Annotated in this window: 21 protein-coding genes; 9 read left to right on the top strand and 12 right to left on the bottom strand. The window is 67.8% G+C overall.

Annotated features, from left to right (window positions below; genetic code table 11):
* Positions 1–6: 6 nt before the first annotated feature.
* The 6 genes from DFO45_RS23775 to DFO45_RS23750 form a co-directional block, all read right to left on the bottom strand.
* A complete protein-coding gene (locus DFO45_RS23775) occupies positions 7–1,386 on the bottom strand; it encodes an FAD-linked oxidase C-terminal domain-containing protein (protein ID WP_245518248.1) in 1,380 nt (459 codons plus the stop codon).
* A 219-nt stretch (positions 1,387–1,605) separates the two neighbouring features.
* Positions 1,606–2,487: an intradiol ring-cleavage dioxygenase gene (locus tag DFO45_RS23770; protein WP_133866810.1), complete on the bottom strand. Its 882-nt coding sequence runs from the start codon at positions 2,485–2,487 to the stop codon at positions 1,606–1,608.
* Complete coding sequence (locus tag DFO45_RS23765) at positions 2,484–3,401, bottom strand: NAD(P)-dependent oxidoreductase (protein WP_133866809.1); 918 nt, start codon at positions 3,399–3,401, stop codon at positions 2,484–2,486. The genes DFO45_RS23770 and DFO45_RS23765 overlap by 4 nt, the downstream gene beginning before the upstream one ends.
* A 10-nt stretch (positions 3,402–3,411) precedes the next feature.
* A complete protein-coding gene (locus DFO45_RS23760) occupies positions 3,412–4,782 on the bottom strand; it encodes an amidohydrolase family protein (RefSeq protein ID WP_133866808.1) in 1,371 nt (456 codons plus the stop codon).
* A 3-nt stretch (positions 4,783–4,785) separates the two neighbouring features.
* Positions 4,786–5,874 carry a maleylacetate reductase gene (locus tag DFO45_RS23755; RefSeq protein WP_133866807.1) on the bottom strand — a complete coding sequence of 363 codons (1,089 nt, stop codon included), beginning with the start codon at positions 5,872–5,874 and terminating at the stop codon, positions 4,786–4,788.
* Positions 5,875–5,919: 45 nt separating this feature from the next.
* Positions 5,920–6,294, bottom strand: a complete 375-nt coding sequence (locus DFO45_RS23750; protein WP_133866806.1) for a Dabb family protein — start codon at positions 6,292–6,294, stop codon at positions 5,920–5,922.
* A 108-nt stretch (positions 6,295–6,402) separates the two neighbouring features.
* On the opposite strand from DFO45_RS23750, the gene DFO45_RS23745 reads away from it, so the two are divergent.
* Positions 6,403–7,317, top strand: coding sequence for a LysR family transcriptional regulator (locus DFO45_RS23745; RefSeq protein WP_133866805.1), 915 nt, complete (start codon positions 6,403–6,405; stop codon positions 7,315–7,317).
* Between the two features lie 18 nt (positions 7,318–7,335).
* Here DFO45_RS23745 and DFO45_RS23740 read toward each other — a convergent pair whose 3' ends face one another.
* Positions 7,336–9,051 (bottom strand): IlvD/Edd family dehydratase, encoded by a 1,716-nt coding sequence (locus tag DFO45_RS23740; protein ID WP_133866804.1) that lies wholly within the window; start codon positions 9,049–9,051, stop codon positions 7,336–7,338.
* A 64-nt stretch (positions 9,052–9,115) separates the two neighbouring features.
* Between DFO45_RS23740 and DFO45_RS23735 the strand changes: the two genes are divergently transcribed.
* A complete protein-coding gene (locus tag DFO45_RS23735; protein WP_133866803.1) occupies positions 9,116–9,796 on the top strand; it encodes a GntR family transcriptional regulator in 681 nt (226 codons plus the stop codon).
* Between the two features lie 17 nt (positions 9,797–9,813).
* On the opposite strand, the gene DFO45_RS23730 is transcribed toward DFO45_RS23735, so the two are convergent.
* The 4 genes from DFO45_RS23730 to treZ all read right to left on the bottom strand — a co-directional run bounded on the left by DFO45_RS23730 (position 9,814) and on the right by treZ (position 16,418).
* On the bottom strand, positions 9,814–10,215 hold the full coding sequence (locus DFO45_RS23730) for a PEGA domain-containing protein (RefSeq protein WP_133866802.1): 402 nt from the start codon (positions 10,213–10,215) through the stop codon (positions 9,814–9,816).
* A gap of 117 nt (positions 10,216–10,332) precedes the next feature.
* Complete coding sequence (gene pyk, locus DFO45_RS23725) at positions 10,333–11,760, bottom strand: pyruvate kinase (RefSeq protein ID WP_133866801.1); 1,428 nt, start codon at positions 11,758–11,760, stop codon at positions 10,333–10,335.
* Between the two features lie 354 nt (positions 11,761–12,114).
* Positions 12,115–14,601, bottom strand: coding sequence for a malto-oligosyltrehalose synthase (treY, locus tag DFO45_RS23720; protein ID WP_133866800.1), 2,487 nt, complete (start codon positions 14,599–14,601; stop codon positions 12,115–12,117).
* Positions 14,598–16,418, bottom strand: coding sequence for a malto-oligosyltrehalose trehalohydrolase (gene treZ / locus DFO45_RS23715; protein WP_133866799.1), 1,821 nt, complete (start codon positions 16,416–16,418; stop codon positions 14,598–14,600). The genes treY and treZ overlap by 4 nt, the downstream gene beginning before the upstream one ends.
* Before the next feature lie 256 nt (positions 16,419–16,674).
* Here treZ and paoA point away from each other — a divergent pair, with 256 nt between their 5' ends.
* The 4 genes from paoA to DFO45_RS23695 are packed head-to-tail and all read left to right on the top strand — an operon-like array spanning position 16,675 to position 20,808.
* A complete protein-coding gene (gene paoA / locus DFO45_RS23710; protein ID WP_208299862.1) occupies positions 16,675–17,340 on the top strand; it encodes an aldehyde dehydrogenase iron-sulfur subunit PaoA in 666 nt (221 codons plus the stop codon).
* On the top strand, positions 17,337–18,287 hold the full coding sequence (locus DFO45_RS23705; protein ID WP_133866798.1) for a xanthine dehydrogenase family protein subunit M: 951 nt from the start codon (positions 17,337–17,339) through the stop codon (positions 18,285–18,287). The genes paoA and DFO45_RS23705 overlap by 4 nt, the downstream gene beginning before the upstream one ends.
* Positions 18,288–18,291: 4 nt before the next feature.
* Entirely contained in the window at positions 18,292–20,502 is a 2,211-nt protein-coding gene (paoC, locus tag DFO45_RS23700) for an aldehyde oxidoreductase molybdenum-binding subunit PaoC (RefSeq protein ID WP_133866797.1), read from the top strand.
* 42 nt (positions 20,503–20,544) lie between these two features.
* A complete protein-coding gene (locus DFO45_RS23695) occupies positions 20,545–20,808 on the top strand; it encodes a hypothetical protein (RefSeq protein WP_133866796.1) in 264 nt (87 codons plus the stop codon).
* Between the two features lie 16 nt (positions 20,809–20,824).
* Here DFO45_RS23695 and DFO45_RS25035 read toward each other — a convergent pair whose 3' ends face one another.
* A complete protein-coding gene (locus DFO45_RS25035; protein ID WP_166657241.1) occupies positions 20,825–20,983 on the bottom strand; it encodes a hypothetical protein in 159 nt (52 codons plus the stop codon).
* Between DFO45_RS25035 and DFO45_RS23690 the strand changes: the two genes are divergently transcribed.
* From DFO45_RS23690 to DFO45_RS23680, 3 genes are all read left to right on the top strand, one after another.
* Positions 20,982–21,191 carry a cold-shock protein gene (locus DFO45_RS23690; protein WP_012169926.1) on the top strand — a complete coding sequence of 70 codons (210 nt, stop codon included), beginning with the start codon at positions 20,982–20,984 and terminating at the stop codon, positions 21,189–21,191. The genes DFO45_RS25035 and DFO45_RS23690 overlap by 2 nt on opposite strands.
* A 195-nt stretch (positions 21,192–21,386) precedes the next feature.
* Positions 21,387–22,199, top strand: coding sequence for an exodeoxyribonuclease III (gene xth, locus DFO45_RS23685; protein WP_133866795.1), 813 nt, complete (start codon positions 21,387–21,389; stop codon positions 22,197–22,199).
* Between the two features lie 276 nt (positions 22,200–22,475).
* On the top strand, positions 22,476–22,987 hold a 512-nt coding region (locus DFO45_RS23680), incomplete at its 3' end, for a filamentous hemagglutinin N-terminal domain-containing protein (protein ID WP_208299861.1).

Below are 22,987 nucleotides of genomic sequence, written 5' to 3'. Positions count from 1 at the left end.
CCGCTCTCATGGCGCAGATCCTTGGGTGGGAGGATGGGGCTTGAAGATCTTGCCGGGGTTCAGAATGCCGTGCGGATCGAGCGCGCCCTTGAGCAGCCGCATGGCATCCACCGCTTCGCCCAGTTCGAGCGCGAGGAAGTCCATCTTGCCCATGCCGATGCCGTGCTCGCCGGTGCAGGTGCCGTCCAGCGCGATGGCCCGGCGTACGAGCCGCTCGTTGAAGGCCTTGGCGCGGGCAAGCTCTTCCGGGTCCTGCGGGTCGATGAGCACCAGCAGGTGGAAATTGCCGTCACCCACATGGCCCACCACCGGCGCGACGAGGCCGCATTCGACAAGATCGGCAGCGGTGTCGACGAGACAGTCCGCGAGCCGCGAGATGGGCACGCACACGTCGGTGATCATGGCCTTGGCGCCGGGCCGCAGGGCGAGGCCCGCATAAAGCGTGTTGTCGCGGGCGTGCCAGAGCCGGGTGCGCTCCTCGGGCGTGACCGCCCACTGGAAGCCCTGGCCGCCGTTGTCCGCCGCGATGGCCTGCGCGGTCTCCGCCTGCTCGGCCACGTAAGCGCTGGAGCCGTGGAACTCGAAGAACAGGTGCGGCACCTCGGGCAGACCGAGCCGCGAATGCAGGTTCATGCCCCGCATCATCACGGCGTCGAGTAGTTCGATGCGGGCCACCGGCACGCCCGACTGGATGACGCCGATGGCGGTGTCCACGGCCGCCTTCAGGTTCGGAAAGGCACAGACGGCGGAGGAGATCGCCTCCGGCTGCGGATGCAGCTTCAGCGTGATCTCGGTGATGACGCCGAGCGTCCCCTCGGCACCCACGAAGAGGCGGGTGAGGTCATAGCCGGCGGCGGACTTCTTGGCCCGCCGCGCGGTGCGGATGGCGCGTCCGTCGGCCAGCACCACTTCCAGCGCCAGCACATTGTCCTTCATGGTGCCGTAGCGCACCGCCATGGTGCCGGAGGCGCGGGTGGAGGTCATGCCGCCGATGGAAGCGTCCGCGCCCGGATCGATGGGGAAGAACAGGCCGGTGTCGCGCAGCTGGGCATTGAGCTGCTTGCGGGTAATGCCGGGCTGCACGCGCACATCCATGTCTTCCGCATGGATCTCCAGCACCTGGTTCATGCGCCCCATGTCGAGGCACACGCCGCCATGGAGGGCGGCGGCATTGCCTTCGAGCGAGGTGCCGGCGCCGAAGGGCACGAGCGGCAGATTGAGCTCGCGGCACAGGTTCACGATGGCCTGCACTTCCGCCGTGGTCTCCGGAAAGACCACCACGTCTGGCGGGCGAGCAGCGTGATAGGCCTCGCTGCGGCCGTGATCGGCCCGCACGCCGGGGGCGGCGCTGGCACGATCGCCGACGATGGCCGCGAGCCGCGCCATGATGATGTCGAGCGAGGGGGCACCGATGGGCACGCCATCGATGCGGGCTTGGGCAGACATGTCTTCCTCCCTCCGCAAGGGGCCCGTTTTCCGGGCTCTCGGTCTGCGGATGTTCGAAACCGCTTGCGCCATCAAGGGCCGGAGATGGCGTCTCCGGACAGACTGAAGCTACTGGGACGTACCGTCCGGCCGGCTCAAGGCGCCGGCCGAATGGCGAGCCTAGGCCGCACGCGAGGCGGCGTTGGAGACCGGATTGAGCCGGAAATCGTAGGTGAGTTCGCACCATGGGCAGTCGACCACGCGACCGTCAGGCGCGGAGCCGGCGGGATGGACGGCGAAATCGCAGATGAGCGAGTCCTTCACGCCGAAGACCGCATCGCTGTCGAGATAGGCATCGCCCGCCACGAAGACGTGGGTCACGAGCTTCTCATAACCGGGCGCCTCGATCATGAAATGTACGTGCGCCGGACGCCAGGGATGGCGCCCTTGGGCCTGCAGCATCTTGCCCACCGGCCCGTCATGGGGGATCGGATAGGCGGCGGGCTTGATGGACCAGAAATGGAAATGGCCCGCCTCATCGGTGCGGAAGCGGGCGCGGGCGACCAGCCCCTCCCCTTCGTGCTGCACGTCGTAATAGCCGTCCTCGTCCGAATGCCACACGTCCACGATGGCATTGGCGAGCGGCGTGCCGTCGGCCGTGCGCACGGTGCCGGAGGCGAACATGGGCTCGCCCGGCAGATCGCCGGAAATGTCGCTACCGCAGGGCTGCTCCGGCGGCCCCTCCACATAGAAGGGACCCAGAACCGTGCTCTCCGTCACCGCCTGCTGGTGATCATGATTGATCGCATCCACCAGCATGGAGACGCCGAGCGTGTCGGAGAGCAGGATGAACTCCTGCCGCGTGCCGGTGCACATGTGGCCGGTGGCGGTGAGAAAGGCGATGCCCTGCTCCCATTCCGCCTGCGTGGGGCGCACCTCGCGGATGAAATCGTGCAGGTGGCGGACCAACGCCTCGCTGATCTGCCGGGTGCGGGCGTCCGGCGCGTTGGCGACCCGCTCCAGCACGGCCTGCGTGATGGTGAACTGATCGAAGTTCCTCATGCGAGCCTCCCTTCATTTTGTCCGAGGTCCGGCTCACCGAGGCCGGCCAGCCATTCCGCAAGGCGTACGGTGGAGATGAAATCCGCTTCGCCCTCGCCGCGCCCGATGAGCGCGCCATAGACTTCGCGCGTCAGGGTCGCGAGCGGCATGGCCATGTCCGCCGCGTGCCCGGCGCCGACGATCAGGTCGAGGTCCTTGGCCATCTGGCGGCAGGAGAAGGTGGAGTTGAAGTCCCGCGTCTCAAGGCTCTTGGCCTTGTAGTGCACCATGGGCGAGCCCACCGCGCTGTTGGTCAGCACGTCGAGGATGTCCTGCCAGGCCAGGTTGCCCTTGCGGGCCAGGACGATGCTCTCACCCATCATGGCGGCGGAGACGGCAATCATGAGATTGACCGCCAGCTTGGCGTAGCGGGCCTCTTCCGCCGTCCCGAGATATTTCTGCGCCCGCGTGAAGGCCTGGGCGACCGGCAGGAAGGTGTCAAAGGCGGCTTTCGGGCCGGACACGAAGCAGGTGAGATTGCCGGTATGGGCGATCGCCGCATTGCCGGAGACCGGCGCCCGCAGATAGGCGATGCCGCGCGCGCCCGCCGCCTGCGCCACTTCGGCCGAGATGCCGGGGCTGACGGTCGAGGTCTCCACCAGGATCGTGCCCTTGCGCATGTTCTGGAACAGCAGGCCATCGAGAGCGACCGCCCGCAGCGCCTTGTCGTCCGGCAGGGAGGTGAAGACGATGTCGCGCGTTGCGGCATCGGCCAGCGTCGCGGCGGGCTTCACCCCACCGGCGGCAGCCTCGGAGATGCGCTCCTGATCCCGGTCCGTGCCCGCGATGTCGTAGCCTGCGGCGGCAAGGCGGGTGGAGATGGGAAGGCCCATCTTCCCGAGCCCAATCCAGCCAAGTGTGAGCGTTTCCGTCATTCCCGTCTCCTCACGCCGCCGTCCGCTTGAGACCGAGCTCGTCCACGATGCGCGCGCCGGAGCGGGCGAGACAGGCGAGCGTGTCGTCGAGCGCTGCGGCCAGCAGCTTGCCATTCTTCTTTCGGAAGCGGCCGGCGATCATCACCGCCTCCACGTCCCCCCGCCCCGCCTGCATGACCACGGTGGCCACCGGGTCATGCACCGGTTGCAGATGCAGCGCGCGGGCATCGATGAGCGTGATGTCCGCCTGCTTGCCGGGCGCGAGCGAGCCGATGCGCCCCTCCTGCCCCAGCATGCGCGCGCCTTCGATGGTGATCCATTCCAGCGCCTGCCGCACCCGCACCGTGGAGGTGGGCGGAATGGCCCCGGTGTCGCGGCGGCTGTCCGTATTGTCGAGCACGCGCTGCATGCCCAGCGCGATGCGCGCGACGCCCATCATGTCGCCCGCCAGCACGGATTCCAGATCGACGCCCAGCGAGGGGGCGACGCCGCGCTTCAGCAGGCGGCCGGTGACGGGAAAGCCGTGGCCCTGCGTCATCTCATTCTCGGGCGTCACCGAGAAGGAAGAGCCCTGATCCACCAGCGCCGAGAAGAGCGCGTCGGAGAGGTCGTTGCCATGCACCACATTAATGCCCGGCCCCACCAGCCCTTCGTCGAGCAGCGTCTCCCAGCCACCCGGTGTCTTCGCCGCTCCCCCGCCCTGATGCATGGAAGCGACCAGGCCGAATTCCCGTGCCAGCCGGAAATCCGCGCGCGCGACCTCCAATGTCGAATAATGGGGGCCGAGGATGGCGAGGCCGAGGGTCATCAGCCCGTCCTCGCCGGAGAACATCCCCCGACGCAGCCGCTCGATCTCGGCGCGCGGATGCGGCACTTCCGAGAAATGGGGCTCGCCGGGCTTCGGATCCGGCTTGGGCGAGCCGTGGAAGAAGGCGGCGCGGATGCCGCTCTGCTCCAGCGCCTCGACCGCCGCGTCCGTATGCTCGGGGGTGGGATTGTTGTGGCACCAGTCCACGAGCGTGGTGGTGCCCGCATCGATCTGCCCCAGCGCGCCCACGAGGGTCGCGATGCCGATGTCCTCCGGCCGGAAGCGCGTGGCGAGCCCCGCATGCACCCAGCGGAAATATTCCAGCAGCGTCCAGTCCGCCGCGAGGCTGCGCAGGCCGGTCTGCCAGGTGTGCATGTGCGCATTCACGAAGCCCGGCACCGCGATGCGGCCCTCCGCGTCCACCCGCTCCGCGTCATCCGCCTGAAGGACCGGCGCGATGGCAATAATGCGGTCGTCCTCGACGAGAATGTCGCCCCTGGGCAGGTCCCCGACTGTCCCGTCCATAGACAGGATGGTCGCGCCGGTGATGAGGGTGCGGGAGGGGCGCGCCATGGCTCAGGCCGCCTCTTCTGCGGGGACCGCAGCGACCGGCCGCTCGCCCGCATGGGCGCGGGCGATGAGATCGCGGATCGCCTCGCGGGTGATGGGCCGTGGGTTCCAGTAAGGGCTTTCCACCGCGAGATCGGCGGCGCGCTCGATGCCGTCCGCCAGCATGCCGATGTCCGCAAGGGCGCGCGGCGCGCCCAGCGCCCGGACGAGATCGAAGATGCCCTGCGCCGCATCGGGCGCGCCGAGGGCGCGCGTGATGGCGGCCATGGCCTCTGGCGCAGCCGGCGCATTATAGGCCACCGCATGGGAGAGGACGATGGTATGCGTCTCCGCATGGGGCAGATTGAAGGTGCCGCCGAGCGTGTGACAGAGCTTGTGGTGCAGGGCCATGCCCACCGCGCCGAGGCAACAGCCAGCGAGCCAGGCGCCGTAAAGCGCCATGCCGCGCGCTTCCATGTTGCCCGGCTCGTGGACGAGGATGGGCAAAGCCGAGGAGAGGCTGCGGATGCTGTCCTCCGCCATCAGCGAAATCACCGGATTGCGGTCGCGGGCATAAAGCGCCTCCACCGCATGGGCGATGGCATTCACGCCCGACGTGGCCGACAGGGCGGCCGGCAGGCCGACGGTGAGATCCACGTCATAGATCACCGCCTCGGGCAGCACGTCGAGGGAGCGGAGCGTGGTTTTCCGCCCGTCCTGCGTCTCGCCGAGGATGGGCGTCATCTCGGAGCCGGCATAGGTTGTGGGAATGACGAGTTGCTTCACCCCGGTGCGCAGCGCCAAGGCCTTGCCAAGGCCGGTGGTGGATCCGCCGCCCACCGACACCACGCAATCCGCCCCGCTCTCGCGCAGGACGGCAAGCGCCGTCTCCGTCACCTCGACCGGCGTGTGCATGACCGCGCCCGGAAACACACCGGCGGACGCGGCGCCGAGCAAGGCGGCGATCCGCTCGCCCTCCCCTGCCTGCTGGGGCGTGGTCAGAACGAGCGCCCGCTGCGCCCCGAGGCGCGCCACCTCGGTCGCCACCTCGGCGACCGTGCCGCGGCCGAACCGGACGCGGATGGGCAGGGCATCGTAAGTGAAGCTCATGTTCATGACGCTGTCCTTCCTCGGCGGCCGATGCCGGCCGCGCCGCAGGGTTCAGGCGCCGGCGAAAAGTTCGCCGCGGGATGCGCGCTCGGCCTCAAGGGCCGGGGACGCGGCCGGCTCGGCCACATAGTCCACCTGGAAGCGGGCGATGCGCAGATCCCCCAATTCCTGACGCACCCTCAGGTGCTCGGGATGGGTGGCATAGGCCTCCAGATCGGCCTGTGTCTCGAATTCGGAAACGAGCACCACGTCGCAGGCATAATCGACATCACTGATGTCGATGCCCACTTCCACATGGGTCAGGCCGCGGACGCGGCCGCGCAGGCCCTCGAAGGCCCTCTTCACCTTGAGACGGGCGGCGGCGCGCGCTTCGCGCGTATCTCCGCCGACCCGCCACATCACGATGTGGCGGACGGGTCCGGTCATATTGGCGTTTCCTCGACCTTATTGGTCTTTGATTGCTTGCAGTTTTGACTTGCACGCGGCGGAAATAAACCGGATTTTTCGGAACGGTCTTTTGCGCGGAGCGGAAAGATGGATCGCCTGGCCCAGATCGAGGTCTTCCTGAAGACGGCCGAATTGCGCAGCCTCTCCCGCGCGGCCGAGGCGCTGGGCATGTCGAACGCCGCCGTGAGCCGCCATCTCTCGGCGCTGGAGGAGCGCCTGTCCGCCCGCCTCGTCGAGCGCAACACGCGCCGCCTCTGGCTCACGGAAGCCGGACAGGAATTCTACCAGCGCAGCGGCGCCCTTCTGGCGGAGCTCGCGGAGGCGGAGGAGGCCGTCAATGAGCACACGCTTTCTCCGCAGGGGCTGCTGCGTGTGACGAGCTCCCTGTCCTTCGCCACCATCTATCTGGCGCCCATGCTCCCGGAACTGCGCCGGCTCTATCCCAAGCTCAGCGTGCACATCGCGGTGGCGAACCGCTATCTCGACTTCATCGAGGCGGGGATCGATGTGGCCATCCGCACCCGCCTGCACGAGCCGGACACCAACATCGTTGTGCGGCGGCTCGGGCGCATGCGCCGGGTGCTAGCCGCCTCCCCCGCCTATCTGGACGAACGCGGCCGGCCGAAGGAGCCCGCCGACCTCGCCCGGCACGACATGCTGGTCTACAATCTGGCGCAGGATCCCTTCTCCCTGCGCCTCTCCAAGGGCGAGGCGGAGCGCACCGTGCGCATCACCGCGGCGCTCGACTGCAACGACGGGCAGGTGATCCGGCAGGCGGCCATCGCCGGGCTCGGCATTCTCGTCCAGCCCCTCTACATCGTGCAGGAGGATATCGAGGCCGGGCGACTGGTGCCGGTGCTGCTGGACTGGCAACTGCCCATGCTGACCATGAACATTGCCTACCAGAACCGCGAGCGTCTGCCGGCCAAGATCCGCGTCTTCACGGACTTCCTGGTCAATTACGTGCGGCGAACCTCGGACGGCGGCATCTGGTCCGCGTGAGCGCACCGACGCGACCCGTCAGCAGAAATCGAAATCGCATCCCTCGTCCGCCTGAAGGACGTGGGTAAGATAGAGGTGGCGATAGCCGCGCGCCGCCTCGGCCAGATGGGCGGGGGGCGTCCAGTCCGCCCTGCGGCGCTCCAGCTCGTCCTCCGCCACCAGCAGCGCGATCTCGCGTGCCGCCACGTCGAGGCGGATGGTGTCGCCGCTGCGCACGAGACCGAGCGGGCCGCCGACAGCCGCCTCCGGCGTGATATGCAGGACGATGGTGCCAAAGGCCGTGCCGCTCATCCGGGCGTCGGAAATCCGCACCATGTCCTTCACGCCCGCCTGCGCCAGCTTCTTCGGTATCGGCAGATAGCCGGCCTCCGGCATGCCAGGCGCGCCCTTGGGGCCGGCGTTGCGCAGCACCAATACGTCATCCGCCTGCACATCGAGAGCCGGATCGTCGATGCGGTTCACCATGTCCTCGACGCTGTCGAAGACCACCGCCCGCCCCGTGTGACGCAGCAGGGCGTCGGAGGCGGCGGAATGCTTGATGACCGCGCCGCCCGGCGCCAGATTGCCGCGCAGAACCGCCATGCCGCCGAAGGGCTTCAGCGGCGCACTGGCGGGACGGATGATGGCTTGGCCGGGCACCTCCTCGGCGGCGTCCGCAATCTCGCCGATGGTGCGTCCGTCGATGGTGCAGGCGCTGCGGTCGAGATGGTCGCCCAGTTCCTTCATCAGCTTCGGCACGCCACCGGCCCAGTGGAAATGCTCCATGTAATGGTCGCCCGAGGGCTTCAGGTCGATGAGCACGGGCAGGGATCGGCCGATGGCATCGAAGGCGTCGAGATCGACGGAGAGGCCGGCCCGGCGGGCGATGGCGGCGAGATGCACGAGCCCGTTGGTCGAGCCGCCAATGGCCTGAAGCACCGTCAGCGCATTGCGGAAGGCGGCAGGCGTGAGCAGATCGCGCGGCGTCAGCCCAAGGGTTGCCAGTTGCACCGCCTGACGCCCGCTCGCCTCGGCCGCACGGATGCGGTCCGCGTGGGTGGCGGGAATGGTGCCCGTCCACGGCAAGGCGATGCCCAGCGCCTCCACCAGGCAGCCCATGGTGCTGGCCGTGCCCATGACCATGCAGGTGCCCTGCGTCGGCGCGAGGCGGCCCGAGAGCACGTCCATCTCCTCCGCATCGAGATGCCCGGCCCGGTGCTGGCCCCAGAGCCGCCGGCAATCGGTGCAGGCGCCGAGGATTTCGCCCTTGTGATGGCCGACCAGCATCGGCCCGGTGATGAGCTGGATTGCGGGCACGTTGGCGCTCACCGCGCCCATGAGCTGGGCCGGCACGGTCTTGTCGCAGCCGCCGATCAGCACCACCGCATCCATGGGCTGGGCGCGGATCATCTCCTCCGTGTCCATGGCCATGAGATTGCGCAGGAACATGGAGGTGGGGTTGGAGAAGGATTCGTGGATGGAGACGGTGGGAAACTCCATCGGCAGACCGCCGGCGAGCATCACCCCGCGCTTCACCGCCTCGATGAGGCGCGGCACGTTGCCATGGCAGGGATTGAAGTCGCTGAAGGTGTTGGTGATGCCGATAATCGGCCGATCCAGCGCATCGTCCGAATAGCCGGCCGCCTTGATGAAAGCCTTGCGCAGGAAGAGCGAAAAGCCCGGATCGCCATAGCTGGCAAGGTTGCGGCGCATGCCACGGGCGGCGGGTGGGGTCTCGTCGTCAGAGCTGGTCATGGGGCATTGGAAGCGGGTGTTGCCAGGATTGTCAACAATCTCGAACAGCGTTATTTCGGAGCCCATGGAAGCCGCTGCCAAGCAACAGACCACGGACCGCGTCCGCGCCATCGCCGCGACGCTGGAGGAGGAGATCGTGCTCGGCTGGCTGCTGCCGCGCGAGCGCCTCGTCGAGGAGGAACTGGCCGCCCGCCTCGAGGTGAAGCGCCACATAATCCGCGAGGCGCTGTCAGAGCTGGAGCGGCTGGGGCTGGTGGAGCGCGTGCCCAACCGCGGCGCGGTGGTCAAATCCCTCGCGCCGGTCGACGTGCGGCAGATCTATGCCGTGCGCGAGGCGCTGGAGACGCTCGCCGCCGCCGAGATCCCGCTGCCGGTGGACGCCGGCCTCCTGGCCGCGCTGAAAGCCGTTCAGGCCCGGCATTCGGCCGCCGTCGCGAGCGGCGATGCGCGGGCGGCCTTCCGCGCCAACATGGTCTTCCATGAGACGCTGTTCGCCGCCTGCGGCAATCCGCATCTGGCCGAACTGATCGCCGCCATGGCCCACAAGGTGCACGGCGTGCGGTCCATGACCGCCGCCAGCCCCGAGCATCTCGCCCGCGCCCGCGACGAACATGTGGCGATGATTGCGGCGATCGCGGGCGGCGATCGCGCGGGGCTTGTCGATCTCTGCCGCCGGCATCTGGTGCCCTCGCGCGACGTCTATATCGCCGCCGCCGAGAGCCGCCTGAAGTCCGGCCGGGGCTGACCCGGCCGGGCTGCCCCTCAGGAGCGCCTGCCGGGCTTCGCCACCGGGCGGAGCGTGACGGTGATGGGGTTGGGATAGTGCTCCAGATCGGCACCGTTCGCCGCATCCACGCCCATGCCGATCAGGCCGCCGGCGATGAGGTTTCCGGCGACCGCGCCCTGCCCGTCCTGCGAGCTGCGCGTACGCACCTCCACCACCTCGGGCTCGTAGCCGTCCTTGGTGATGGTGACGGTGAATTCGTCCTTGCGACCCGCCATGATGGTGCACGGGCTCGTGCAGTCATAGCCGAGCGTCGTGGAAACCTTCGCGCCCGCGGGCTCCGTCACCACCTGCACCTTCGACGTGGTGCCGCGGGTCACGGTGGCGCAGCCGGCCAGCAGAACCGCCATCGCCAGCAGACCCACGTAGTGTCTCTTCATGATCCAGACCTCGATGCTCCCGATGGCCGGGTCATGCGGGCCGGGAAGATCAAGGTCAACGACACAAACGGGGTCGAAAAGACAGCCCGGCCACGGGGTGGCCAGGCTGTCGGGCGGTCATCGGGCGGAGCCGCCGAGGGAGAAGACGCGCAGGTTGTTTGTGGTGCCGGACTGGGCAAAGGGAATGCCCGCCACCACGACCGCGAGATCACCGGGCCCGCCGAAGTTCTCATCCACCAGCGCCTTGCGGGCCGTCGCCACCATTTCCTCATAGGTGGTCACGTCCTGGGACGGCACGCTATGCACGCCCCACATGAGGGAGGCCCGGCGGGCCACGGCGAGATTGGGCGTCAGTGCCACGATGGGCAGCGCGGGCCGCTGGCGCGCGATGCGGGCCACCGTGGTGCCGCTCGACGTATAGCCGACGATGGCCTTTGCCCCGATGGTCTCCGCAAGGCCGGCCCCGGCGGCAGCCACCGCGTGGGGCGGCGACTGCTCGGGATCGAGCGCGGAGGCGGAGATGAAGGAGCGATAGAGCTTGTGGCGCTCGGTCGCCGAGATGATGCGGTCCATCATGGTGACCGCCTCGACCGGATAGCTGCCGGTCGCGGATTCCGCCGAGAGCATCACCGCATCCGCCCCGTCATAGATGGCGGTGGCGACGTCGGAGGCCTCCGCGCGGGTGGGCGTCGGGGCGTTGACCATGGATTCGAGCATCTGCGTCGCCACGATCACGGGCTTCGCCGCAAGGCGGCAGGCGCGCACCAGTTCCTTCTGGCGGCCGGGCACTTCCTCATGCGGGATTTCAACGCCGAGATCGCCGCGCGCCACCATCACCGCATCCGACATGCGGACGATGTCCTCGATATGCTCCAGTGCCGAGGGCTTCTCGATCTTGGACATGATGCCGGCGCGGTCGCCGATGATGCCGCGCGCCTCGATCACGTCGGAGGCCCGCTGCACGAAGGAGAGCGCCACCCAGTCCACGCCCAGCGAGAGACCGAATTCCAAATCCTCGCGGTCCTTCGCGGTGAGCGGGGAGAGGTCGAGAATGGTGCCGGGCAGGTTCACGCCCTTGCGGTTGGAGATGACGCCGCCGATGACCACTTCGGCGTCGATGAAATCATCGCCCACGCCCTGCACCCGCACGCGCACCCGGCCGTCGTCGATGAGCAGGTCCTGCCGGGGCGCGATGGCGGCGAAGATTTCCGGATGGGGCAGCGGGATGGCATCGCGGTCGCCGTCCGCGCCCTGAAGCACGAAACGGATCTTCTCGCCCGCCTGCACGGAGATGCGGCCGTCCTTGATGGTACCCACGCGGATCTTCGGACCCTGAAGGTCCTGCAAAATGCCGATGGGGCGCCCCATCTCGATCTCGAGGGCGCGGATCGAAGCATGCACCGCCGCATGGTTCTCACGGCTGCCGTGGCTGAAGTTCATCCGGAAGGTATCGACGCCGGCGAGATACAGGGCCTTCAGCACCGCAGGGTCGGAGCTCGCCGGCCCCACGGTTGCGACGATCTTGGCGCGACGATTGCGATGCATTGGCGTCTCCGGCCCTTAAGGCCGCTCCTCAGGCTGGGATGATGGCCCGATGTTGACGTTTGCGGGTGACGGGCCAGTGTCGGGCGGTTGGGCATGCCGCTCGCCGAGGATCACCCCGGCACGCGCGCACTGCCGCCGCGCATCCAATCCGAGAGCGTGACCATGATCAAGCGCACGCGGGCCGCTGCCCCCAGCCCGTGGGGTATCGCCGCCACTCAATACCGCCAATGCGTGCAAGCTGCGGCGCAACCACACGAATAGGCTGTCGAGGGAGATGTCAAAGATGTGAAGGGAAGCGACGGGTCAGCACCTGCGCGCCGCCCGCCCTCCCGACTGATCGTGGAGGCGGTGGTCTCAGGAGGCCCGCGCCCGTGCGATCAGGAAGGGCCAGTCGGACGCCAGCGTCGTCGCCGCATCGCCCGCGAGAGGCGTCCCGTCCAGGCCCGTCCACTCCTGCGTGCCCCACCCATCCTCGAAGGAGAGGGAGGCTGGCGCCTCATTGGCCGTGGGGACCCGCGTCGGCACAATCACGCGCACCACCGAGCCCTCATGCCGCCGCTCGAAGCCGAACCAGCGCCAGGGCGAGGGGGCAAGGCGGAGGAGGGTGTAGCTGCCGCGCGTCAGTGCGACCTGCGTTCGGCGCAAGGATAGGAGGCGCCGCACCAGCTCGCTTTTCTCCCGGTCTGCGTCCGGCATCTCGCCATGGCCGGCCAGGGCCGCGCGCCGCGCCTCCCAGTCCACGGGACGGCGGTTGTCGGGGTCCACCAGAGAGAAGTCCCGGAACTCGGTCCCCTGATAGATGTCCGGCGTGCCCGGCAGCGTGTGCTGCAGGATGGTCTGGGCAATGCCGATGATACGGCCCGCGGGCTCCAGTTGCCGGACCAGCGTCTCGATCCCGGCCCGCACGGCTTCTCCCTGCGCCGCGGAAATGATCCGCGCCGCAAAGGCGGCCGCTGCGTCTTCATACTCGGCGTTGGGGGTTTCCCAATTTGTGTGGCGCTTGGCCTCGCGCAGCGCCTTGGTGAGATAGGCGGTGACCCGCTCCTCCGAGAGCGGCCACGCCGAAACCAGCGTCTGAAGGATCATCACCTGATCCAGCGCATCCGGCTGCGCCTGACCCGAGACATTGGCAGCCAGCGCCTCGCACGCTTCGCGCGTGTCTTCCCGGAAGCCGAGCCAGAGGTCCGGCATTGTGCTGATGGCGGCGAGCCGCGCGCGCGTGTCCGGTCCGCGCTTGGTGTCGTGGGTCGCAAGGGGGATGAGGTCGCGCATGCCCGCAGAGGCCCGCGCCTCGGACGCGGTGTGTATGGCCTCGAGGGTGCGGGTCGGATGATCAAGACTCCCGCCCACCTCATTGACGCAGAGCAGGACGGGATAGCGATACAACTCCGTGTCCTCGAAGCCCTTGGCCATGGCCGGACCGCTGAGCTGCTGGAACCGCTCGCGGAAGCGACGGTCGCTGTCGAGGCGCGGGGCCCGCAGCCGGTCCAGCAGCACCGCCCCGGCCGCATTGGTCAGCGGATCCTCGGCGGCGGCCATGCCTTCAGCGATGGCGTCCCAGAGCGCTTCATCTTCCGGTCCAGCGGCATCCCATGTGGCGTAGGAGCGGTAGACCGGGCAATGAACCAGGAGGGCCGAAACCGCGTCACGAATGGCAGCGTCGGTCAGATCGCCCTCGCGCATGGCCTCGTCGAGCCCGTCGCGGGCCAGCACGGCCAGGGAGTCCACCTCCGCGGCAAGGCTGCCCTGCAACACCTGCCGCTTGGCCTCGGCAAGGCGCGCGGCCGTCGTGCCCACCAACACGTTGCGCGCGCGCAGATCCTCTTCCAGCGTCCGGTATCCCGGCTCGTCCACGAAGACACCGTTGATGTCGTTGAGGCGCTCATAGCCGGTCGTGCCATCGATGGGCCAGGGACGCAGCTTCTCCCCCGGCTCCAGGATCTTCTCCACGAAGATCGGCACGTCCGGCCCCACCGCCCGGCGCAGGCGTGCGCAATATCCCGCCGGATCGGCCAGCCCGTCCACGTGATCGACCCGCAGGCCATGCACCCGCCCCTGCCGCACCAGATCGAGCGGCAAACGGTGGACGAAATCGAACACCTCGCGATCCTCGATCCGCACGCCGACGAGATCGGTGATGTTGAAGAAGCGCCGGTAGTTGAGATCGTGGGCGGCGGTACGCCACCAGGCGAGGCGCCAGTGCTGGGCTTCGATGATCTCGGCCAAATCCACCCGTGTCAGCGCCGCTTCCAGCGCGGCGCGGTCATCAATGCCGAGGGCGCCGAGGTCCTCCTTCAACCCGGCGGCTTCCATGATCTGGCGCACGCTTTCGGGCCGAAGGGGGAAGACGTTGCCGCCATAGCACAACACGATGCGCCGGGCGTCGTAATGGGGCTGAAGCGAGAAAGCGCCAGCTTCCAGAGTCGCGCGCAGCGGCTCGCCGAGCACCGGAAGCAGCAGCTTGCCCGTCTCCCAGAACACGTCGAACAGACGCGCCCCATCCGCCTCCGGGCCGCACTCCAGCATCTGCATCCAGAAGGGATTGTGCTGGGAGGCGGCCATATGGTTGGGCACGATGTCGAGCAGAAGGCCCATGCCGTTGGCCGTCAAAGCCCGCGAGAGCCGGTCGAAGCCTTCGTCCCCACCGAGTTCCGGATTGATGCGCGTGGGATCAACCACATCATAACCGTGCGTGGAGCCCGGTACGGCAACGGTGAGCGGTGAGGCGTAGAGATGGCTCACACCGAGTCCCGCGAGATAGGGCACGAGCGCTTCGGCGTCGGCGAAGGTGAAACCCTTGTGGAACTGCAGCCGATAGGTGGCGATAAGATCGGGGATCATGCGGCGGCGCGGCTCCAGAGGACGGCGGCGAAGGCTCCGAGTTCCAGACTGCCCTCGGGCAGCAGGTCCACCTCGCCGATATGCGCATCGGCCGGCAGTCCGGCGACGAGATCGGGCAGCGGAACGGTCGCGGACAGGGAAGCGGCGTTGAGGGCCATGACGAGCGTGCCGGCCGCAAAGTGCCAGGATACGCAGAGCCCCTCCCCGTGCCGCTCGACCGTGCTGCCCTCATAGGCGCTCGCGGTCAACGGCCAGACGAGATCACGGCGCAGGCCGGCCAGCCGGCGGAAGGCATCAAGGGCCGCGCGGGCGCGCTCATCGGAGAAATCCTCGGGCCGGAGCTTCGCGGCTTCGAAGGTGGCATCGTCCAGCGGATCGGGAAACGTCGCTTCCCCATGAGCCGCGAAGAAGTCGCCGAACTCCGAACGGCGTCCATTGCGGACCGCATCGGCCAGTTCGCCGTCGAAGTCGCAGAAAAAGGGGAAAGGCGTGGGCAGTTGCGCTTCCTCCCCCATGAAGAGGAGCGGGATCTGCGGCGAGAGCATCAGAACAAAATGAAGAAAGGCGAGCCGTTCCGGCGACAGGGTGGCCGCCAGCCGGTCACCCAGCGGACGATTGCCGATGTGGTCGTGGTTCTGCACGAAGCTGACGAAGGCATCGGGCGGGAGATGACCGGACGGCGTCCCCCGCGGATGGCCGCCCGCATCGGGAAAGGCCTCGCCCTGGAAGACGAAGCCGCTCCCAAGCGCCCGTTCGGCCGCAGCGGCCGGATCGCGGGCATAGGGGGCGTAATAGCCGGTCTGCTCTCCGCTTGCCATCACATGGAAGACGTGGTGCCAGTCGTCGTTCCACTGGGCGGTGAACAGTTGGTCATCACGGCTCATCCAGCCGGCGATGTTGTCGTGGTTCTCCAGCACGAGGAAGGCATCGGGTCGCACGGCGCGGCACCCTTCCGCCAGTTCGCGCAGAAAGGTTTCCGCACCATCCGTGGCAAAGGCGTGCACGGCATCGAAGCGCAGGCCGTCAAAGCCGAAGTCCGCAAGCCAGTAGGCCGCATTCTCCGCGAAGAAGCCACGGACGACTTCGCTGTCAAGGTTCAACGCCGCGCCCCACGGGGTGGCGATGTCCTCCCGGAAGAAGGATCGGGCATAGAGCGGCAGGTAGTTCCCGCGCGGACCGAAGTGGTTATAGACCACGTCCAGCATCATGCCGATGCCGCGCGCATGGGCGGCGTCGATCAGCGCGCGCAGGTCATCCGGCGTGCCATAGGCGCGATCGGGCGCATAGAGCAGGACGCCATCGTAGCCCCAGTTGCGGCGGCCGGGGAAATCCGCGACGGGCAGCAGTTCGATGACGGTGAAGCCGGCGTCGCGATAATGGTCCAGCCGGTCGATGAGAGCGCGGAACGTGCCCTCCGGGGTGGCCGTCCCGACATGGACTTCCGCAATCACGGCTTCCGTCCAGGGACGCCGCCACGGGCGGGGCATGAGCTGCGGCCCGCCAACGACGACGCTCCAGCCCTCCCCATCCTCCGCCTGCATGTGGGACGCGGGGTCCGGCACCGCCTGGTCACCGACCCGGAAGCGATAAAGCGTTCCGAGCACCGCCTGCGCGATCACAGCTTCATGAAACCCATCCGCGCTGCGCGCCATTTTGAAGCCGCCGCGTCCCTCCAGTTCCACCGTGACGGACGGCGCATCCGGAGCGAACAGGCGGAAGCGCGTGCCATCCCCCAGCCATTCGGCGCCGAAGCGAAAGAGAGGCCGTCCGGTGTCAGCCGAGGGATCGAGCGAGGAACGCGAGGACGCATTATGCATGGGGTGGAGCCGCCTCCGGTGCAGGACGGTTGGTAACGTTGCCGTGGCCAAGACGTTCCACCACCGACGCGTCCCGGTCTCCAGCGCAGCCCGGACGTACCCGCGCGCCCTTGGAAGCCAGCGCGCGCGAGCGCTCACGGATTTGCGAAGGGAACACATCCTGTCTGGAGGCATTCCATGATGGAGGTCCGCGCGCCTGTTGCGTCGGCGACCCTGAGCCCTTCCCCCGGCCCGCCTCCAACCTTCGGATCCGGACATGACCATGCCCCAGCCCACGGCCCTGACGCGGCGCGACCTGATCGCCGCCGGAGCCGCCACCCTCGCCGGGAGCGGCGTTGCCCATCCCGCCGCGGCCGAGACGTCCCAGCCGGCATCTACCCCGCCCAACGCGCCCCGCACCCTCGATCCCGTTTCGGCGAAGGTCCGCTTCACCGTGAACGGCGCCTCCCACGAATTGACGGTCGACACGCGCACCACCCTGCTCGATGCGCTGCGCGAGCATCTGCATCTGACAGGCACCAAGAAGGGCTGCGATCACGGCCAGTGCGGCGCCTGCACCGTGATGGTCGACGGCGTGCGCATCAATTCCTGCCTGACGCTTGCGGTGATGCACGAGGGCGACAGCGTGACCACCATCGAGGGCCTCGGCAGCCCCGGCAATCTGCATCCCATGCAGGCGGCCTTCATCAAGCATGACGGCTATCAGTGCGGCTACTGCACGCCGGGCCAGATCTGCTCGGCCGTGGCGGTGCTGGGCGAGATCCGCGACGGCATCCCGAGCCATGTCACGGCCGATCTTTCCACCGCGCCCGAGCTCTCCGTGGACGAGGTGCGCGAGCGCATGAGCGGCAACATCTGCCGCTGCGGCGCCTATTCCAACATCCTCGAAGCCATCACCGAAGTTGCCGGGAGACGCGCATGATCCCCTTCACGTTCGAGCGCGCCTCGTCCCCCGCCGAGGCGGCGGCTGCGGCCGCGCGCACGCCCGGCGCCAAGTTCATTGCGGGCGGCACCAATCTCCTCGATCTCATGAAGCTGGAGATCGAGACGCCGAGCCATCTCATCGACGTCAACGGCCTCGCCCTCGACACGATCGAACCGACGGCGGAGGGCGGCCTGCGCATCGGTGCGCTGGTAAGCAATACGGATCTTGCGGCGGATGCGCGCGTGCGGCGGGACTATCCGCTGCTGTCGCGGGCTCTGCTGGCAGGGGCCTCCGGCCAATTGCGCAACAAGGCGACCACCGCAGGCAATCTCCTCCAACGCACCCGCTGCCCGTATTTCTATGACACCGACCAGCCGTGCAACAAGCGCAAGCCCGGCAGCGGCTGCGCGGCGATGGACGGCATCACCCGGCAACTGGCCGTCATCGGCACGAGCGATGCCTGCATCGCCAGCCATCCGAGCGACATGGCGGTGGCGATGCGTGCCCTTGATGCGCAGGTGGAGACGGTGGGGCCGGATGGGGCCACGCGGCGCATTCCCATGGCGGATTTCCATCGTTTGCCCGGCAACACGCCGCACATCGAGACCGCGCTCGCGCCGGGCGAACTTATCACTGCCGTGCTGCTGCCGAAGCCGCTCGGAGGGCGGCAGGTCTATCGCAAGGTGCGCGACCGCGCCTCCTATGCCTTCGCGCTGGTGTCAGTGGGCGCGGTCATCCTGCCGGATGGCACGGGCCGCGTGGCGGTCGGCGGCATCGCTCCTCGCCCCTGGCGCGACGAGAAGGCGGAGGAGGCCCTGCCCAAGGGCGCCCGCGCCGTTACCGAACGGCTGCTCGCCGACGCGCGGCCGACGCGGGACAACGCCTTCAAGGTCGTTCTGGTGGAGCGCACGCTCGGTGCGGTGCTCAGCGAGGCAAGGGGCTGAACCCATGAAATTCGAGACGCCCGCAACCACCAATCCCATCGACCGCCTGCGCGTGGTGGGCCAGCCGCTCGACCGCATCGACGGTCCGCTGAAGACCACCGGAACCGCGCCCTATGCCTATGAGCGGCACGATGTGGTGGCCGATCCCGCCTATGGCTATGTGATCGGCGCCGGCATCGCCAAGGGGCGCATCACGCGCATGGATATCGAGGCGGCCCGACGCGCGCCGGGCGTCATCGCCATCGTGACGGCCGAGACCGCCGGGAAGCTCGGCAAGGGCAAACACAATACCGCGCGCCTGCTGGCTGGGCCCCACATCGAACATTACCACCAGGCCGTAGCGCTGGTGGTCGCGGAGACGTTCGAGCAGGCCCGCGCGGCGGCAGGGCGAGTCCGGATCGACTATGCCGCCGAGCCGGGGCGCTTCGATCTCGAAGCCGCGCGCTGGTCCGCCGTCAAGCCCTCGGACGAGGCGACGGGCGGTCCCGCCGATACCAAGGTCGGCGACTTCGCCCGCGCCTTTGACGCGGCCGCGGTGCGCCTCGACGAGACCTACAGCACGCCGGACGAGACCCACGCCATGATGGAGCCGCATGCTTCGCTGGCGCGGTGGGAAGGCGATCGGCTGACCGTCTGGACCTCCAACCAGATGATCGGATGGGCCCATACGGATCTGGCCGAGACCCTCGGCGCCCCGCCCGAGAAGGTGCGCGTAATCTCACCCTTCATCGGCGGCGGCTTCGGCGGCAAGCTGTTCCTGCGCGCCGACATTGTGCTCGCGGCACTCGGCGCGCGGGCGGCGGGACGGCCGGTGAAGGTGGCACTCCATCGCCCGCTGATGATCAACAACACAACCCACCGTCCGGCCACCATCCAGCGCATCCGCATCGGCGCGGAGCGGGATGGCACGATCACGGCCATCGCCCACGAAAGCTGGTCCGGCGACCTGGAGGGCGGCGGACCGGAAGTGGCGGTGAACCAGACACGCCTCCTGTATGCGGGCGCCAATCGCCTCACCTCCATGCGCCTCGCCATCCTCGACTTGCCAGAAGGCAACTCCATGCGCGCGCCGGGCGAAGCTCCGGGCATGATGGCGCTGGAGATCGCCATGGACGAAATGGCCGAAAAGCTCGGCATCGACCCGGTGGACTTCCGCATCCGCAACGACACGCAGGAAGATCCCGAAAAGCCCGGCCGGCCGTTCTCCGCCCGTCCCTTCATGGAGTGCCTGCGGCTCGGCGCGGAACGCTTCGGCTGGAGCAGCCGCAATCCCGTCCCCGGGCAGCGGCGGGAGGGTCGTTGGCTGATCGGCGCCGGCATGGCGGGCGCCTTTCGCAACAATCTGCTCGTGAAGTCGGCCGCCCGCGTGCGCCTGTCCGCCGATGGCCGGGTCACGGTCGAGACCGACATGACCGACATCGGCACCGGCAGCTACACCATCATCGCCCAGACCGCCGCGGAGATGATGGGCGTCTCCCTCGAGCAGGTGGAGGTGCGTCTCGGAGATTCCGCCTATCCCGTTTCGGCGGGGTCCGGCGGCCAGTTCGGCGCCAACAATGCCACCGCTGGCGTCTATGCCGCCTGCGTGAAACTGCGCGAGGCGGTGGCCCGGAAGCTCGGCCTCAATGCCGCGGATGCCGAGTTCGTCCATGGCACGGTGCGCAGCGGCGAGCGGTCCATTCCGCTGGCGCTCGCGGCCTCAAGCGGGGAGCTCACCGGCGAGGACGGCATCGAATATGGCGACCTTCACAAGACCTACCAGCAGTCCACCTTCGGCAGCCACTTCGTTGAAGTGGCGGTGGACGCGGCGACGGGCGAAGCCCGCATCCGCCGCATGCTGGCGGTCTGCGCGGCCGGGCGCATCCTCAACCCGAAATCCGCCCGCAGCCAGGTGATCGGAGCCATGACCATGGGCGCAGGCGCGGCCTTGATGGAGGAACTGGCCGTCGACAAGAAGCGCGGTTTCTTCGTCAATCACGACCTCGCCGGATATGAGGTGCCGGTGCATGCGGATATCCCGCACCAGGAGGTGATCTTCCTGGATGAGACCGATCCGATCTCCTCGCCCATGAAGGCGAAGGGCGTCGGGGAACTGGGCATCTGCGGCGTCGGCGCCGCGGTTGCCAACGCGCTCTACAATGCGACGGGTGTGCGCGTGCGCAACTACCCGATCACGCTCGACAAATATCTCGACCGGCTGCCGGACGTCGCCTGATCTGCCATCGTCTTCCGCCTCCTGCGCATGCGTGCAGGAGGCGTGAGCCAAGCAATTTCAGATAAAAATTCGGGCCACGCCGAGCAAAGCGTGATACAAGAAGGGATGAGCGCTAAATTTTCTGTCGATCTTTGGGTCGAATTCATCGCGGGGTTTCGTGCCCCGCCCGGACGTTTCCAGATTCTGCGGCAGTTACCGCCGGACAGGGGCGAGCCGAGTTATCGCGTAAAAGGTGAAAAGGAAGCCTTTGAGCGCGTGGCGCGTGAATCCGAACTGCGGCCGTGGGCAGACAGAATTTCGGATTGAAATTTCGGCCTTGCTCTCAACACAATTGGGCGCTAGGTTCAATTTGTCTGAACTTGACGGCCGATTTTCCCGGCGCTGCTGACAGCGCCTGACGATCCTTCCCTTCAATTTCTATTCTTGCCTCACCTGCTTCGGCGGGCAAGGCGCCCATGCGCGATTGAAAGGAAATCGTCATGAACTTCGGTACTGTGAAGTGGTTCAACGCCACCAAGGGCTTCGGCTTCATTCAGCCTGACAACGGCGGATCGGATGTGTTCGTTCACATCTCCGCCGTGGAGCGGGCCGGAATGCAGGGCCTCGCCGAGGGCCAGAAGCTCCAGTTCGAGATCATCCGCGACAACAAGTCCGGCAAGAACTCGGCAGGTAATCTTCAGGCTGCGTGATCCTTCATGCCATTGACCACGGATGTACTGGCAATGGCGTGAGATTCACCTGAAGAGCACACGGAAGGCTCCGTCCATGGGACGGGGCTTTTTGTGTTTCTAGCCCTCGCGTCTTCTGGGGGCCGCCAGCGACGGGATCGAACCGGACCGGGGCCTTGAGCGTTGATGGGCTTCCTGCCTCACGCCGGGGCCGCCATGCGGATCGCCACTTTCAACGTGAACGGCGTCAATGGACGCCTGCCGCTTCTGCTGGACTGGCTCCGGCAGAGCAAGCCCGACGTGGCCTGCCTCCAGGAGCTGAAGGCCCCGCAGGAACGCTTTCCCGCCGCCGAACTGGAACAGGCGGGCTATGGCGCGGTCTGGCTCGGGCAGAAGGCCTGGAACGGGGTTGCCATTCTCGCCCGCGGCGAGATGCCGGTCGAGACCCGCCGCGGCCTTCCCGGCGATCCGGACGATATCCAGAGCCGCTATATCGAGGCCGCCGTCGGCGGCATACTGATCGGCTGCCTCTATGCGCCGAACGGCAATCCGGCACCGGGCGCGAAATTCGACTACAAGCTGCGCTGGCTTGAGCGGCTGCGTAACTACGGCGCGCAGATGCTCGACCTCGACCTACCCATGGTGCTCGCGGGCGATTTCAACATCATGCCCGAGGAGCGCGACGTCTATGCGCCGGAGCGCTGGCGGGACGACGCGCTGTTCCGCCCGGAAGTGCGCGCCGCGTTCGCCGATTTGCGGGACGATGGATGGGTGGACGCGCTGCGCCACCTCCACCCCGAAGCGCGCCTCTACACCTTCTGGAAATACCTGCGAAACGCCTTTGCCCGCGACGCCGGGCTGCGGATCGACCATCTGCTGCTGAGCCCGGCGCTCGCCCCGCGCCTCGTGTCGGCCGGCGTGGATCGTGCCGTGCGCGGGCGCGACCATGCCAGCGATCACGCACCAGCCTGGATCACGCTTGATGCGCCGACACGGCGGCGCGCGGGCGGCGATCGCCGGACGGCCTGACGAGTCCCGGTCCATAGCGAGCTAGGCACAGCAGGTGCGGCGGTATCATGTGGAAGATCAATAGCCGTTGATGAACGGCCAGCCCGACAAATTTTGGGCGCATATCTGCACCTTGGCGATATAACACATTGATATATATCATAAACATGTCGCTGGAACCCACCCACGGGCGCCCGCGCCACTTGTCATCTCTTCATGGTTGCGTCAATGGGTTGTGATGCCAAACGCGACGAAGCGGTGACAGGGGTGGGCAAGGTGAACCATCGGTATGCTCCCATGGCCGTTTCCGGCGCCCTCCTGCACAGCACGGGCCGGCGCGCGGCTGCTTTGCTGACCAGCGCGGCCTTCGTCGGCTCCGCCCTCCCAGCCCTGGCGCAGACCGCCCTCCCCACCTCGGGCAGTGTCGTCTCCGGCAGCGCGGCGATCTCGGCGCCGTCCGCCACCAGCGTGCTCATCACCCAGACATCGCGCAATGCCATCATCAACTGGGGCTCCTTCTCGGTGGGCGCGGGCAATGCCGTGCGCTTCGAGAATGGCGCGGGAGCAACGCTGAACCGCGTCACCGGCCTTTCGCCCTCGCAGATCGACGGCAGCCTCTCGGCCACCGGCAGCGTCTATCTGGTGAACCCCAACGGCATCACGGTCGGCCCCACCGGACAGGTGACGACAGGCGGCAGTTTCATTGCGTCCACTCATGACGTGTCGGATGCCGAGTTCAACGCCGGCGGCGCGATGACCTTCCGGGGCTCCAGCACCGCCAGCGTCATCAATTACGGCAGCATCGGCTC

Source organism: Azorhizobium sp. AG788, assembly GCF_004364705.1.
GTDB lineage: Bacteria > Pseudomonadota > Alphaproteobacteria > Rhizobiales > Xanthobacteraceae > Azorhizobium > Azorhizobium caulinodans.
Note: the sequence above shows the minus strand (reverse complement) of the source record. Positions and strands in the feature narration are given on the sequence as shown.